This is a genomic window from Luteimonas sp. YGD11-2 (assembly GCF_004118975.1).
GTDB classification, from domain to species: Bacteria; Pseudomonadota; Gammaproteobacteria; order Xanthomonadales; family Xanthomonadaceae; genus Luteimonas; species Luteimonas muca.
In genome coordinates, this window is record NZ_CP035376.1 from 884,852 (window position 1) to 898,280 (window position 13,429).

A 13,429-nucleotide genomic window follows, 5' to 3' on the forward strand; every position below is an offset into this window, starting at 1 on the left:
CGGTGTGGCTGCCGGGCTTCAGCGTGCGCTGTGCGCGTGCACCGCCTCGACCAGCACCGCGACGTGTTCCGGGTCCATGTCCGGCGACATGCCGTGGCCGAGGTTGAACACGTGGCCGTCGCGCGAGCCGCCGTTGCCGTCGCGGTAGGCGTCCAACACGGTGGCCACCTCGCGGCGGATCGCCTCCGGGCTGCCATAGAGCACGCACGGATCGAGGTTGCCCTGCAGCGCGACCCGGCCGCCGGTGCGGCGTGCGGCTTCGTCCAGGCCGACCATCCAGTCCACGCCGACGCCATCGGTGCCGGTGGCGGCAAGCTCTTCCAGATACGCGGCGGTGCCCTTGCCGAACAGGATCAGCGGGGTGCGGTCGGCACCCTCGCCACGCTCGAGTTCACGCGCGATGCGCTCGAGATAGGGCAACGAGAACTCGCGGTACATTGCCGGGCTCAGCACGCCGCCCCAGGTGTCGAACACCTGCAGCGCCTGCGCGCCGGCGGCACGCTGTGCGGCGAGGTAGGCGATCACCGCATCGGTGTTCACCGACAGCAGCGCATGCAGCGCCTGGGGGTCGTTGAGCGCCATCGCCTTGATGCGCGAGAAGTTCTTGCTGCCGCCGCCCTCGACCATGTAGCAGGCCAGCGTCCACGGGCTGCCGGAGAAGCCGATCAGCGGCACGCTGCCGTCGAGCTCGCGGCGGATCACCCGCACCGCATCCATCACGTAGCGCAGCTCGGTTTCCATGTCCGGCACGCCGAGCGCGGCGATCGCCGCGGCGTCGCGCACCGGCTTGCGGAACTTGGGGCCCTCGCCGTCGACGAAGTACAGCTCCAGCCCCATCGCATCGGGGATGGTGAGGATGTCGGAGAACAGGATCGCCGCATCCAGCGGGAAGCGCCGCAGCGGCTGCAGGGTGACCTCGCAGGCGAGATCGGGGTTCTTGGCCATCGCCAGGAAGCTGCCGGCCTGCGCGCGGGTGGCGCGGTACTCGGGCAGGTAGCGGCCGGCCTGGCGCATCAGCCAGACGGGGGTGTGGTCGACGGGCTCGCGCCGGAGGGCGCGCAGGAAACGGTCGTTCTTCAGCGGTGCGGACAAGACGTGATCCTTGCAAGGCGCGGCGGCGCGAGGCCGCGGGGACTCAGCGCGGTGGTGGCGCGGTCGCGCCCTGGGCATAGACCAGCCGGAAGCCGCGCTTGAGCTGGGCGTCGCGCGCCTGCTCGAGCGCGCCCACCGCGCTGGTCTGGTCGAGGAACTGTTCGCGGCGCACCTGGCTGCGGCCGCCGATCTGGCCGGACTCGCGCACCAGCGTCCAGCCGCCCAGCAGGTCGGGCTGGAGCATCAGCTGGACGAAGCGCGGCGCTTCACGTCCTTCGGCGGGTTGTTGCAGCAGCAGGCGCATAGGCGGCCATTGTACGGGGCCGCGGGCGCCGGGAGCCGGGCCGGCGCGGCACGTCCGCGGGAACGCGCTGGTGGTTCAGTCTGCGCGCAGCACCGCCAGCACCGCGCTCTCCGGCACGTCCGGCAGCACCTCGGCGCGGCCGGCGCCACGCCAGACGATGAAACGCAGCCCGCCGGCCTGCGCCTTCTTGTCCAGACGCATGTGCGCGAGCAGCTGTTCGGGGTCGAGCCCGGGCGGCAGTGCCACCGGCAGGCCGAAGCGCTGCAGCAGCGCACGCAGTCGGTCGCCGTCGGCCGCCGGCGCCAGTCCCAGCGCTTCCGACAGCCGTGCCGCCAGCACCATGCCCACCGCGACGGCCTCGCCATGGTTGAGCCCGCCGTAGCCCTGTGCGGTCTCGATCGCATGGGCAAAGGTGTGGCCGAAGTTCAGCAGCGCGCGCTCGCCATGTTCGAACGGATCACGCGCGACGATCGCCGCCTTGTGCGCGCAACTGCGCGCGATGGCTTCGGCGAGTGCATCGTCGTCCATGGCCAGCAGTGCGTCAGCATGTTCTTCCAGCCAGCCCAGGAACGCGGCATCGCCGAGGGCGCCGTACTTCACCACTTCGGCCAGGCCCGCGCGCAGTTCGCGCGCCGGCAGCGACGCAAGCGTCGCGGTGTCGGCGATGACCGCGCGCGGCGGGTGGAAGGCGCCGACGAGGTTCTTGCCCTGCGGCAGATCGACCGCGGTCTTGCCGCCCACCGAGGAATCCACCATCGCCAGCAGCGAGGTGGGCAGCTGCACGCAGTCGATGCCACGCATCCAGCAGGCCGCGGCAAAGCCGGCGAGGTCGCCGACCACGCCACCGCCGAGTGCATAGACGCAGGCATCGCGACGCGCCCCCAGCGTCGCCAGTGCATCGATGGCGCCGGCGAAGCCGTCGAGGGTCTTGGAGGCCTCGCCCGCCGGCAGCACGAACTCGCCGATCGCGATGCCGGGGCGCGCCCGGCGCAGCGCGTCCGCCACCCGCGCGGCATAGCGCGGCGCGACCTGGCTGTCGCTGACCAGCAGGGCCTGGCCGCCACGCAGCGGGCCGGCCAGCAGGGTGCCGTCATCGAGCAGCCCGGGGCCGATATGGATGCGATAGGGCGCGGTACCGCCGACGTCGACGGTGCGGGGTGGGGAGGGCATGCGGACAGCTTCCGGTGAGGGTGGGGCGACGGCTGGGAATGGCGCGGATGCAACGCGCTGCCAGCGCTGGTCGAGCAGGCGTCCCAGCCGCGCGACCGCGACCGGGGGCGCGCAGCCGCCGGTGTCGAAGCGCAGGTCGGCGACCTCGCGGTACAGCGGCTCGCGCGCGGTCGTCAGCGTGCGCAGCACCTGTTCGCGGTCGCCGTTGGCCAGCAGCGGACGGGTGCGGTCGCGCGCCAGCCGTTGCAGCTGCTCGCCGGGTTCCACGTGCAGGTGCACGACGAACCCGCGCCCGGCCATCACGCGGCGGTTGTCGGGATCGAGCACGGCGCCGCCGCCGCTGGCCAGCAGGAGTCCTTCGCCTGCCAGCAGGTCCGCCAGCACCTCGCGCTCGCGCAGGCGGAAACCCGCCTCGCCCTCGCACTCGAAGATGGTGGGAATCGTCGCGCCGGTGCGCTGCTCGACTTCGCGATCGAGATCGACGAACGCCAGCCCGAAGCGGCCGGCGAGGCGGCGGCCGATCGAGGACTTGCCGGCACCCATCGGGCCGACCAGGACGAGGTTGGGAGCGGGGTTCATGAGCACGCCATGGTAGGGCCTGCCCCCGGCCACGGCATCCGCCTGCAATCTTCAATGCAATCAGGCGGTGATCCGCGGCGAGCGCCGCGCGTCCAGCCGCACCCGCAGGTCCGCGCGTGGGGGCAGGGTGCGCAGCGCCTGGCGGCTGACACGCTCGTAGTGCTGCACGAAGCGGTCGCACTGTGCGCGGTCCATGCCGGGGTGGGTCGGGTTACGCGCATGCGCGGCGCATTCCTGTTGCCAGCGCCAGTCCGGCACCACCTCGAAGCCGGGCGCCTGGAGCAGCAGCAGGCGGTCGATGCGCGACCACAGCGCCGGATAGTCGCGTGCGAGCGCGTCGTTGCAGTGGCGGCGCCAGAGTCCGTCCGGGTCCTCGTCGCGCTCCAGGGCGTTGACCGGCTGCACCAGCGCTTCGGGAGATTCCGCAGGTGTACCGAGGAACCAGCCCTCGAACACCACCAGGTCGGCGCGCGCGACGCGCTCCCACGCAGACTCGGGCAGGCGGCGGTCGGCGCGCTTGTCGAAGCGCGGGATCGACACATCCCGGCCCGCGCGCAACGCGTCCAGCGTGCGCAGGGCCAGCGCGATGTCGTGGGTGCCGGGCGGGCCGCGTGTGCACAGCAGCGGATGCACCTCGCGTGCAAGCGCCTCGCGCTGCGGGCGGTCGAGGTAGAAGTCGTCGATCGACACCACCGCGACGCGCACGCCGGCGGCGGGACCCGCCTGCGCGAGCTGCGCGGCCAGCGTGGACTTGCCGCTGCCCTGCAGGCCACTGATGCCGTAGATCCGCACGCTGTCGCGGCGCGCATCGGCGAGCACCGCGTCCACCAGGGCGGCGCTGAAGCCGGTGGCCGTGCGTTCCGGGGCGGCCGGATGCGTGGTCTGCGTCATCGGGCCACAATAGCCCGATGGACATCGACCCTCTCCACGCGGAAGCGCTGGCCACCTTCGACGTGCTGTTCGCCGAAGCCGCCCGCGCCGGCGAACCCGATCCCACCGCGATGGTGGTGGCCACTGCTGGCATCGACGCGCGCCCGTCGGCGCGCATGGTGCTGCTGAAGGCACACGACGCCCGCGGATTCGTGTTCTACACCCACCTCGATGGGCGCAAGGGCCGCGAGCTGCAGGAAAACCCGCGTGCCGCGCTGCTGTTCCACTGGCCGCGCGTGCGCCAGGGCGTGCAGGTGCGCATCGAGGGCGAGGTGGTTCTGGTCGACGACGCCGAAGCGGATGCGTATTTCGCCAGCCGCCCGCGTGGCAGCCAGGTCGGTGCCTGGGCATCGCTGCAGTCCGAACCGCTGGCGTCTGCGGAGGAGTTCGCGCAGCGGCTGGCCGATGTCGAAGCCGAGTTCGATGGCCGCGACGTCCCGCGCCCGCCGCGCTGGGGCGGGCTGCGCGTGCGCCCGGAACGCATCGAGTTCTGGTACGGCGCGCAGTTCCGGCTGCACGAACGCTGGCTGTATTCCTGCGACCCCACCGACGCGTGGTCGAAGCGGATGCTGTTTCCTTGAAGGGCCAGCCCGCCGGCCCGCAGCGCATCGTCTGCCTGACCGAGGAACCGACCGAGACGCTGTATGCGCTCGGCGCCCAGGACCGCATCGTCGGCATCAGCGGCTTCACCGTGCGCCCGCCGCAGGCGCGCCGCGAGAAGCCGAAGGTCAGCGCGTTCACCAGTGCCAAGGTGGAGGCGATCCTCGCGCTGAAGCCGGACCTCGCGATCGGCTTTTCCGACATCCAGGCCGATATCGCCGCCGAACTGGTGCGCCGCGGGGTCGAGGTGTGGATCGCCAACCATCGCAGCGTGGACGGCATCCTCGACTACATCCAGCGCCTGGGCGCGCTGGTCGGCCTGCCGGTGCAGGCGCGTGACTATGCCGACACCCTGCGCCGGGGCCTGGACACCATCGAGCGCCAGGCGGCAACGCTGGAACGGCGCCCGAAGGTCTACTTCGAGGAATGGGACGAGCCGATCATCACCGGCATCCGCTGGGTCGCCGAGCTGATCGGCATTGCCGGTGGCGATGACGTGTTCCCGGAGCTTTCGGTCGAGCCGCTGGCAAAGGCACGCATTCTCGCCAACGGCGATCCGGTGATCGCGCGCGCGCCGGACATCATCCTGGGCTCGTGGTGCGGCAAGAAGTTCCGGCCCGAACGCGTGGCCGCACGACCGGGCTGGGAGGCGATCCCGGCGGTGCGCGATGGCGAGCTGCACGAGATCAAGTCGCCACTGATCCTGCAGCCGGGTCCGGCGGCGCTGACCGACGGGATCGGCGAAATCGCGGCGATCATCGTGCGCTGGTCGCAGCGGCAGGCGCGGACGGGCAGCTGACGCGGGCTATCGCGCCCGTGCGCGGCTTGCGATGATGCGCGCCCTTCGAACACGGAGCGCGCGATGAACCAGGCAACCATGCAGGACCTCGGCCGGCTGCTGCTGCGGCTTGCGGTCGGCGTGCTGGTGCTGCTGCACGGACTGGCCAAGCTGCGCACGGGGGTACGCGGTATCGAGCGGATGGTGGAAGCGCACGGGCTGCCGGGCGAACTCGCCTGGCTGGTGCTGGTCGGCGAGATCGTGGCGCCCTTGATGCTCATCATCGGCCTGCACGCGCGCATCGGCGGCGTGCTGGTCGCGATCAACATGCTGGTGGCGATCTTCCTGGTGCACATGGGCGACCTCGGCCGAGTGAACTCGACTGGCGGCTGGGCGATCGAGCTGCAGCTGATGTTCCTCGCCGGCGCGGTGGCAGTGGCCCTGCTCGGCCCGGGACGGTTCTCGGCGAACCAGCGCTAGGTGCCTGTTCGCTCCGGAACTACCGGTAGACCTCGCGACTGAACTGCAGCCGCGTGACCTCGCCATCGGCGGTGTGGGTTTCGACCAGGAAGCGCAGCGTGTCCGGCGGGGTGACGCGGACGATGCCGATATGGTCGGTGAGTTCGCCGACGGCCACTTCGCGCAGCAGCACGTCGTGGCGCACGCCGCGCAGGTCGACCGCGCTGGCGCTCACCCGCGCCGGCACCGCGCGTTCGTCGGCGTCGTCGCCGCGGCGCACGCCAACCATCAGCAGCAGGTTGCGGGGCCCGCGTTCGATCCGGTATTCGCGTGCGGCCGCTTCGCTCAGTGCCGAGGTGGGCACCACGCTGGCGCGCACGCTGAGGTCGCCGTTGCGGGCGACGGCCGGCGGCTCGGGCGCGCCCTGACCCGCGGGCGGGGTCGGCGCTGCTCCGCAGGCGGCGAGCGCGACCACGCAGGCCAGCACGCCGGCCATGCCGGATACCCGGGACATCGCGGTCTCAGTCATTGGCGGCCGACAGTTCCTGCCCGCGCCGACGCGCCGCATCCACGGCATCCGCGACCAGCGTGCGCAGATCGCCGGCCTCGAAGGTCTCGAGTGCGGCCTGCGTGGTGCCATTGGGCGAGGTCACCCGCCGCCGCAGTTCGCCCGGCGCCTCCCCGGATTCGGCCAGCATGCGCGACGCGCCCAGCAGGGTCTGCTGCACCAGCAGGCGGGCGCTCGCGGCGGGCAGGCCCTGGGCGATCGCGGCCGCCTCCATCGCTTCGGCAAACAGGAACACATAGGCCGGGCCACTGCCCGAGACCGCCGTTACCGCGTCCATCAGCGCTTCGTCGTCGATCCATTCGGTGCGGCCGGTGGCGGCCAGCAGCGTCTCGGCCTGCGCGCGGCCGGCGCCATCGACGCGCCCGTTGGCGTACAGGCCGGTCATCCCGGCGCCCAGCAGCGACGGGGTGTTGGGCATCGCCCGCACGACCGCGGCCGTGCCGCCCAGCCAGCGTTCGATCTGCGCGGTGGTGATGCCGGCTGCAACCGAGACCACCAGCGGTGCGCGGCTGCGCGCGGCGTCCCCCAGGCCCTCGCAGACACCGCGAAGCACCTGCGGCTTCACCGCCATCACCCAGACGTCGGCGTCCGCCACCGCCGCGGTCGCCTCGGCGAACGTGCTCACGCCGAAATCGGTCTCCAGGCCGGCACGGGTGGCCTCGCCCGGATCCGCCACGCGGATCGACCCCGCAGCGACGCCGCCAGCCACCAGGCCACCGATCAGGCTGCGGGCCATGTTGCCGCCGCCGATAAAGGCGACCGTGTGCCCGTCGCGCGGGGTGGGTTCGGGTGTGTTGGCCATGGATATCCTCGGGTTCTTCAGTCTTTCGGCGGGCGCGGGCCGAACAGGGCGGTGCCCACGCGCACCAGGGTCGCGCCTTCGGCGATCGCCTGCTCGAGGTCGTCGCTCATGCCCATCGACAGGGTATCGATGCGGGGGTGGTTGGCCGCCAGCGCGTCGAACAGCGCCCGCATGCGCGCGAACGCGGGGCGGCGCTGCTCAGGGTCGGTGTGCGGGGTGGGGATCGCCATCAGGCCGCGCAACCGCAGCGCGGGTTCGCCGGCGATGGCCTCGGCCAGCGCGGGGATGTCGTCCGGGCGGCAGCCGTGCTTGCTGCCTTCGTCGTCGACATTGACCTGCACCAGCACGTCGAGCGGCCGGGCCGGGTCGCGCCACTGCGCCAGCGCGGCGACGAGCTTCGGGCGGTCCACGGTCTGCACCCAGTCGAACAGTTCCGCGGCGTGGCGCGCCTTGTTGGACTGCAGGTGGCCGATCAGATGCCATTCGATGCCCGTATCGCCGAGCGCCCCGATCTTGCCCGCGGCTTCCTGCACGTAGTTCTCGCCGAAGCCCGGGCGGTCGTCACCCAGGGCGCGTCGCAGCGCGGCCAGCGCCGCCACTTCGGCAGCGTCGCGGGTCTTGCTGACGGCCAGCAGCCGCGGCGGTGGCCGGCCGGCGGCGCGCGCGGCGTTGATGATCCTGTCTGCAACGCAGCGCAGGCGGTGTTCGTGATGGGGGTCTGGGGTCATCGCGGGGGCTTGCGGTGGGCGCGGGAAGCGTGCGCGCATCCGCTGGATTTACGGTGCGGTCCGGGCGCTATACTGCGCCGCAGGGGTGGGCGGATGCCAGTCGCAAGGCGCATCAGGCCCGATTTCGGCCGCGAGGTCGTGCGGCAAGGGGCAAGCAGGGGACACCATGGATATCGCCGAACTGTTGGCGTTTTCGGTCAAGAACAAGGCATCGGACCTGCATCTGTCGGCAGGCCTGCCGCCGATGATCCGCGTCGACGGCGACGTGCGCCGGATCAACATCCCCGCACTCGACCACAAGCAGGTGCACGCGCTGGTCTACGACATCATGTCGGACAAGCAGCGTCGCGATTACGAGGAATTCCTCGAGGTCGACTTCTCGTTCGAGATCCCGGGCCTGGCGCGCTTCCGTGTCAACGCGTTCAACCAGAACCGTGGCGCCGGCGCGGTGTTCCGTACCGTGCCGTCGGAAGTGCTGACGCTCGAGGACCTCGGCTGTCCGCCGGTGTTCCGCCAGCTCATCGACCAGCCGCAGGGCCTGATCCTGGTGACCGGGCCGACGGGTTCCGGCAAGTCCACCACGCTGGCGGCGATGGTCGACCACATCAACAAGAACGAGTACGGGCACATCCTCACCATCGAGGACCCGATCGAGTTCGTGCACACCTCGCAGAAGTGCCTGATCAACCAGCGCGAGGTGCACCGCGACACCCATGGCTTCAACGAGGCACTGCGTTCGGCACTGCGCGAGGACCCGGACTACATCCTGGTCGGCGAAATGCGCGACATGGAAACCATCCGCCTCGCGCTGACTGCCGCCGAGACCGGCCACCTGGTGTTCGCCACCCTGCACACCTCGTCGGCCGCCAAGACCATCGACCGCATCATCGACGTGTTCCCGGCCGGCGAGAAGCCGATGGTGCGTTCGATGCTGTCGGAGTCGCTGCGCGCGGTGATCTCGCAGGCGCTGCTGAAGAAGGTCGGCGGCGGGCGCACCGCGGCCTGGGAAATCATGGTCGGCATCCCGGCCATCCGGAACCTGATCCGCGAGGACAAGGTCGCGCAGATGTACTCGGCGATCCAGACCGGCCAGCAGCACGGCATGATGACGCTCGACCAGCACCTGCAGGACCTGGTCAAGCGCGGACTGATCACCCGCGCGCAGGCCAAGGACTACGCCAAGGACAAGCGCACGTTCGAGTGACGCCGGACCGGCGGATCCGCTCGATGGATCCGCACACAGCCACGGTGCGCGGCGGCGTGACGCACGCGACGCCCGCAGGAGCCACACATGAGCAGCATCGACTTCACCTCGTTCCTCAAGCTGATGGCCCACCAGAAGGCCTCGGACCTGTTCATCACCGCCGGCATGCCGCCGTCAATCAAGGTGCACGGCAAGATCTCGCCGGTGACCCAGAACCCGCTGACGCCGCAGCAGGCGCGCGACCTGGTGCTCAACGTGATGACCCCCGCGCAGCGCGAGGAATTCGAGAAGACCCACGAGTGCAACTTCGCGATCGGTGTGTCCGGCGTGGGCCGGTTCCGCGTGTCGTGCTTCTACCAGCGCAACCAGGTGGGCATGGTGCTGCGCCGGATCGAGACCAAGATCCCGACCGTCGAAGAGCTCAACCTGCCGCCGATCATCAAGACGCTGGCGATGACCAAGCGCGGCATCATCATCTTCGTCGGTGCCACCGGCACGGGTAAGTCCACGTCGCTGGCGGCGATGATCGGCTACCGCAACCACAACTCGACCGGCCACATCATCACCATCGAGGATCCGATCGAGTTCGTGCACAAGCACGAGGGCTGCATCATCACCCAGCGCGAGGTCGGCATCGACACCGACAGCTGGGAGAACGCGCTGAAGAACACGCTGCGCCAGGCGCCGGACGTGATCATGATCGGCGAGGTGCGTACCCGCGAGGGCATGGACCACGCCATCGCCTTCGCCGAGACCGGGCATCTCGTGCTGTGCACGCTGCATGCGAACAACGCCAACCAGGCGATGGACCGCATCATCAACTTCTTCCCCGAGGACCGTCGCAGCCAGCTGCTGATGGACCTCTCGCTCAACCTCAAGGGCGTGGTCGCGCAACAGCTGATCCCGACGCCCGATGGCAAGGGCCGCCGCGTGGCGATGGAAGTCCTGCTCGGCACCCCGCTGGTGCAGGACTACATCCGCGACGGCGAGGTCCACAAGCTCAAGGATGTCATGAAGGAATCCACCAACCTCGGCATGAAGACCTTCGACCAGAGCCTGTTCGAGCTCTACCAGGCCGGGGAGATCTCCTACGAGGACGCGCTGCGCTACGCCGACTCCGCCAACGAGGTGCGCCTGCGCATCAAGCTCGCCCAGGGCGGCGACGCCCGTACGCTGAGCCAGGGCCTGGACGGGGTGGAGATCGCCGAGCTCCGCTGATCGCGGAGTTCATGCCAGGGGCGGATGCCGCGAAGCGAGTGGCGGGCCTTGCGGTGCCACCACCGCGGATGGCCCCGTGCGCAACGCCACGCGACGCGCGAGCTCCTGCGCGTCGTAGGGCGCATGGGTCTTGATGTCGTTGTCGAAATAGCAGTAGACGTCGCGCGGGACCCGGTTCGGCGCCGGCCCGCCGGCACGGCGTGCGCCACGCGGTTCCGTGCCGCGCGTCCATGCGGCCATGCGTCGCGCCCAGTCGTCGAGCGCGTCATCGCTGTAGCCGCTGGCGTACAGCTCCTCGTCGCCGTGCAGGCGCAGGTAGACGAAATCCGCGGTCAGGTCCTCCAGCAGCGGCCAGCGCCCTGCGGTGTCGGCAACCACCAGTGCAACCCCGTATTCGCGCAGCAGGTCGACGAAGCCCGGGTTGTTGAAGTTTGCATGACGCACTTCCAGCGCATGGCGTAGCGGCCGTTGCGCATCGGTGGTGAGCGCGCAGCGCCCCTGCATGCGTGAGGTCTCGCGCTGGCGGGCCAGTGCCAGCGCCTGTTCGGTGTCGTGCGGCAGCACCGCGAGGAAGCCGCGTAGCCGCTCTTCGTCATACAGGAAATTCGGCGGCAACTGCCACAGGATCGGCCCCAGTTTCGGCCCCAGCCGCAGCAGCCCCGACGAGAGGAAATTGGCCACCGGGATGCGCGGGTCGCGCAGGCGCAGGTGGTGGGTGATGAAGCGGTGCCCTTTGACCGCGAACACGAAGTTGTCAGGGGTCTCGTCGTGCCAGCGCTGGTAGCTGTCCGGATGCTGCAGCGAGTAGAAGCTGCCGTTGATCTCGATGGTCGGGAAGGTGCGCGAGGCGAATTCCAGCTCGCGGCGCTGCGCCAGGCACTGCGGATAGAACACGCCACGCCACGGCGTGTAGCGCCAGCCGGAAATACCGATGCGGACCTTCCCGGGGTGGGTGGCAGTGCTCATGCGTCGAGGTTTCGGGCGGCAGGAGTGGCTGCAAGCATCCCTGTGCGGTCGGCGAGCGCCCGTGAATTCCACCTGCGGGGCGGCACCAGGGCGGTCCGGGGAGGCGGTTGACCCCTTTTTTACCCTCGCCGCGTCACAATGGCTGCCCTGTTCAGACATAGGCTGGAATCCCGACATGGCCCATACCCTTCCCGATCTCCCGTATGCCTACGACGCGCTTGAGCCGCATTTCGACCGCCAGACGATGGAGATCCACCACACCAAGCACCACCAGACCTACGTCACCAACCTCAATGCCGCGATCGAGGGCAGTGAGCATGCCGACACGCCGATCGAACAGCTGATCGCCGACATCGACGCGCTGCCGGAAAAGATGCGCAAGGTGGTGCGCAACAACGGCGGTGGCCACGCCAACCATTCGCTGTTCTGGACCGTGCTGTCGCCGCAGGGCGGCCAGCCGACGGGCGAAGTCGCGAAGCGCATCGAGAGCGATCTCGGAGGGATGGACAAGTTCAAGGAGGACTTCGCCACCGCTGCCAAGGGCCGCTTCGGCAGCGGCTGGGCGTGGCTGACGGTCGACGGCAGCGGCACGCTGGCCATCGAGGATTCCGCCAACCAGGACAACCCGCTGATGAAGGGCATCGGATCCGGCAACACGCCGATCCTGGGCCTGGACGTGTGGGAACACGCCTATTACCTGAAGTACCAGAACCGCCGTCCGGACTACATCTCGGCGTTCTTCAACATCATCAACTGGGAAGAGGTCGAGCGCCGCTACCAGGCCGCGCGCGGCTGATTTTTCGCGCAGCGCTGATCGTCACGACGCCGGGCATTGCCCGGCGTTGTCGTTTCCGGCCGAGTCGTCGGGTCGTGTGGGCCCGGGGGCGGCAGAGGAGAGCCCGGTTTCCGACAGGAACATGGCTGTCCTCTGCGATGGGGCTCGCCGGATGTCCGGGCGGCCCGCCGCGGCCGCAGGGGGAAGCCCAGCCGGATATCTCCGCGTCCTGCTACCACATCCGGCCGCCGGCCATCCATGGCCGGCTCTGGACATCCCCCTACGTCCGCGGCGGGCCCAGAACCGTCGCTGCGTCCGGAAGAGGTCAACAGCGAACAACGTCAGGCCGTCAGACCGTGGTGGCGGCGACTCTCGACCTGCCGCTGCTGCCGCGCTTTCGCACCTGCCGACCTCGATGTCCGGAAGTGCCGGACGCACGAGCGTGTCAGCGGCAGGCGACGCTGGCACAACCGCTGTTGATTTCCGTGCCGGAGCCGGCGGATGCCCGGGCCCGTCGCGTGTGCACCGGGGGAGCACGCCCCCCGGTGCGCGCGACGGGCAGCGCGAATCCAAACGAGGTGCCGCCCGGCGCGCAAGGACATCCGGCCGCACGCCCCCGGAGTGATCGCCCATCGATGTCCGGTTCGAAATGATGCTGCCCGCGCTTGCGTCCGCCATGCTGCGCGCGCAAAGATCGGCCACCCGTTTTCGATGGAGCACGCATGGAGATCGCGAACCGCAGGGTCGGCACCGTCCACTTCACCCTGCGCGACGAGCAGGGTGCGGAAATCACCAGCACCCGTGGCCACCAGCCGCTGGTGTACCTGCATGGCACCAACAGCATCGCGGCAGGGCTGGAGCAGGCGCTGGAGGGGCGCGCCGCGGGTGACCGCTTCACCGTGACCGTGCCGCCGGAGCAGGGTTTCGGCCCGCGCCACGAGGCGCTGGTGCAGACCGTGCCGCGCGATGTCCTCGACGTGCGCTCGGAACCGGTGGTCGGACAGAAGCTGCAGGCGCAGACCGCACGCGGCCCGCTGGACGTCGTGGTGACCGCGGTGGAGGCCGATTGCGTGCATGTCGATGGCAACCATCCGCTTGCCGGGCGCCCGTTCGTGGCCGACGTCGAAGTGGTCGACGTGCGGCTGGCAACGCCGGACGAGCTGCAGTTCGGGCTTGGTTGATCCTCCCGGCCCATCGGCCCGGTCAGGCACGCCAGCGGCGCAGGCGCGGGCCGCCACCTGCGCGGCGCGTCGGCC

15 protein-coding genes and 1 pseudogene are annotated in these 13,429 nt (G+C 70.2%); 7 read left to right on the forward strand and 9 right to left on the reverse strand.

What is annotated here, in order from left to right; all coding sequences use genetic code 11:
• Positions 1-18 precede the first annotated feature (18 nt).
• The 5 genes and pseudogenes from hemE to ERL55_RS03990 form a co-directional block, all read right to left on the reverse strand.
• The gene (gene hemE, locus ERL55_RS03975) at positions 19-1,092 is read right to left on the reverse strand and encodes a uroporphyrinogen decarboxylase (RefSeq protein ID WP_241685827.1); all 1,074 of its coding nucleotides are present in this window, start codon (positions 1,090-1,092) and stop codon (positions 19-21) included.
• 43 nt (positions 1,093-1,135) lie between these two features.
• Complete coding sequence (locus ERL55_RS03980) at positions 1,136-1,396, reverse strand: WGR domain-containing protein (RefSeq protein ID WP_100323599.1); 261 nt, start codon at positions 1,394-1,396, stop codon at positions 1,136-1,138.
• A gap of 75 nt (positions 1,397-1,471) precedes the next feature.
• Positions 1,472-2,566 (reverse strand): 3-dehydroquinate synthase, encoded by a 1,095-nt coding sequence (gene aroB / locus ERL55_RS03985; protein WP_206733393.1) that lies wholly within the window; start codon positions 2,564-2,566, stop codon positions 1,472-1,474.
• 120 nt (positions 2,567-2,686) lie between these two features.
• Positions 2,687-3,145, reverse strand: a pseudogene (locus tag ERL55_RS15020) (shikimate kinase); the annotation flags it as partial.
• A 60-nt stretch (positions 3,146-3,205) separates the two neighbouring features.
• Positions 3,206-4,036, reverse strand: a complete 831-nt coding sequence (locus ERL55_RS03990) for a kinase (protein WP_241685828.1) — start codon at positions 4,034-4,036, stop codon at positions 3,206-3,208.
• 23 nt (positions 4,037-4,059) lie between these two features.
• Between ERL55_RS03990 and pdxH the strand changes: the two genes are divergently transcribed.
• From pdxH to ERL55_RS04005, 3 genes are all read left to right on the forward strand, one after another.
• Positions 4,060-4,656 (forward strand): pyridoxamine 5'-phosphate oxidase, encoded by a 597-nt coding sequence (gene pdxH, locus ERL55_RS03995; protein WP_129137192.1) that lies wholly within the window; start codon positions 4,060-4,062, stop codon positions 4,654-4,656.
• A complete protein-coding gene (locus tag ERL55_RS04000) occupies positions 4,653-5,474 on the forward strand; it encodes a cobalamin-binding protein (protein ID WP_129135281.1) in 822 nt (273 codons plus the stop codon). The genes pdxH and ERL55_RS04000 overlap by 4 nt, the downstream gene beginning before the upstream one ends.
• Before the next feature lie 63 nt (positions 5,475-5,537).
• The gene (locus tag ERL55_RS04005; protein WP_129135282.1) at positions 5,538-5,933 is read left to right on the forward strand and encodes a DoxX family protein; all 396 of its coding nucleotides are present in this window, start codon (positions 5,538-5,540) and stop codon (positions 5,931-5,933) included.
• Between the two features lie 19 nt (positions 5,934-5,952).
• On the opposite strand, the gene ERL55_RS04010 is transcribed toward ERL55_RS04005, so the two are convergent.
• From ERL55_RS04010 to ERL55_RS04020, 3 genes are read right to left on the reverse strand one after another with little or no spacing between them, the layout of a single operon-like run.
• The gene (locus tag ERL55_RS04010; RefSeq protein ID WP_164972112.1) at positions 5,953-6,426 is read right to left on the reverse strand and encodes a DUF4426 domain-containing protein; all 474 of its coding nucleotides are present in this window, start codon (positions 6,424-6,426) and stop codon (positions 5,953-5,955) included.
• A gap of 7 nt (positions 6,427-6,433) precedes the next feature.
• Positions 6,434-7,282, reverse strand: a complete 849-nt coding sequence (gene proC / locus ERL55_RS04015) for a pyrroline-5-carboxylate reductase (protein ID WP_129135284.1) — start codon at positions 7,280-7,282, stop codon at positions 6,434-6,436.
• Positions 7,283-7,299: 17 nt separating this feature from the next.
• Complete coding sequence (locus ERL55_RS04020) at positions 7,300-8,010, reverse strand: YggS family pyridoxal phosphate-dependent enzyme (RefSeq protein ID WP_129135285.1); 711 nt, start codon at positions 8,008-8,010, stop codon at positions 7,300-7,302.
• A 166-nt stretch (positions 8,011-8,176) separates the two neighbouring features.
• On the opposite strand from ERL55_RS04020, the gene ERL55_RS04025 reads away from it, so the two are divergent.
• The gene (locus tag ERL55_RS04025) at positions 8,177-9,214 is read left to right on the forward strand and encodes a type IV pilus twitching motility protein PilT (protein ID WP_100323593.1); all 1,038 of its coding nucleotides are present in this window, start codon (positions 8,177-8,179) and stop codon (positions 9,212-9,214) included.
• A gap of 87 nt (positions 9,215-9,301) precedes the next feature.
• Entirely contained in the window at positions 9,302-10,432 is a 1,131-nt protein-coding gene (locus tag ERL55_RS04030; RefSeq protein ID WP_129135286.1) for a PilT/PilU family type 4a pilus ATPase, read from the forward strand.
• A gap of 9 nt (positions 10,433-10,441) precedes the next feature.
• Here the strand turns inward: ERL55_RS04030 and ERL55_RS04035 are convergent, their stop codons facing one another.
• Complete coding sequence (locus tag ERL55_RS04035; protein ID WP_129135287.1) at positions 10,442-11,398, reverse strand: DUF72 domain-containing protein; 957 nt, start codon at positions 11,396-11,398, stop codon at positions 10,442-10,444.
• A 175-nt stretch (positions 11,399-11,573) separates the two neighbouring features.
• Here ERL55_RS04035 and ERL55_RS04040 point away from each other — a divergent pair, with 175 nt between their 5' ends.
• Positions 11,574-12,194: a superoxide dismutase gene (locus ERL55_RS04040; RefSeq protein WP_129135288.1), complete on the forward strand. Its 621-nt coding sequence runs from the start codon at positions 11,574-11,576 to the stop codon at positions 12,192-12,194.
• 701 nt (positions 12,195-12,895) lie between these two features.
• The gene (locus ERL55_RS04045) at positions 12,896-13,354 is read left to right on the forward strand and encodes a peptidylprolyl isomerase (protein WP_129135289.1); all 459 of its coding nucleotides are present in this window, start codon (positions 12,896-12,898) and stop codon (positions 13,352-13,354) included.
• Positions 13,355-13,429 lie beyond the last annotated feature (75 nt).

Bases quoted from the DNA above. Each gene is read 5' to 3' on its own strand.
- ERL55_RS03980 (WP_100323599.1), bottom strand. From the start codon at position 1,396: ATGCGCCTGCTGCTGCAACAACCCGCCGAAGGACGTGAAGCGCCGCGC.
- aroB (WP_206733393.1), bottom strand. From the start codon at position 2,566: ATGCCCTCCCCACCCCGCACCGTCGACGTCGGCGGTACCGCGCCCTAT.
- ERL55_RS03990 (WP_241685828.1), bottom strand. From the start codon at position 4,036: ATGACGCAGACCACGCATCCGGCCGCCCCGGAACGCACGGCCACCGGC.
- ERL55_RS04005 (WP_129135282.1), top strand. From the start codon at position 5,538: ATGAACCAGGCAACCATGCAGGACCTCGGCCGGCTGCTGCTGCGGCTT.
- ERL55_RS04010 (WP_164972112.1), bottom strand. From the start codon at position 6,426: ATGTCCCGGGTATCCGGCATGGCCGGCGTGCTGGCCTGCGTGGTCGCG.
- proC (WP_129135284.1), bottom strand. From the start codon at position 7,282: ATGGCCAACACACCCGAACCCACCCCGCGCGACGGGCACACGGTCGCC.
- ERL55_RS04020 (WP_129135285.1), bottom strand. From the start codon at position 8,010: ATGACCCCAGACCCCCATCACGAACACCGCCTGCGCTGCGTTGCAGAC.
- ERL55_RS04025 (WP_100323593.1), top strand. From the start codon at position 8,177: ATGGATATCGCCGAACTGTTGGCGTTTTCGGTCAAGAACAAGGCATCG.
- ERL55_RS04030 (WP_129135286.1), top strand. From the start codon at position 9,302: ATGAGCAGCATCGACTTCACCTCGTTCCTCAAGCTGATGGCCCACCAG.
- ERL55_RS04035 (WP_129135287.1), bottom strand. From the start codon at position 11,398: ATGAGCACTGCCACCCACCCCGGGAAGGTCCGCATCGGTATTTCCGGC.
- ERL55_RS04040 (WP_129135288.1), top strand. From the start codon at position 11,574: ATGGCCCATACCCTTCCCGATCTCCCGTATGCCTACGACGCGCTTGAG.
- ERL55_RS04045 (WP_129135289.1), top strand. From the start codon at position 12,896: ATGGAGATCGCGAACCGCAGGGTCGGCACCGTCCACTTCACCCTGCGC.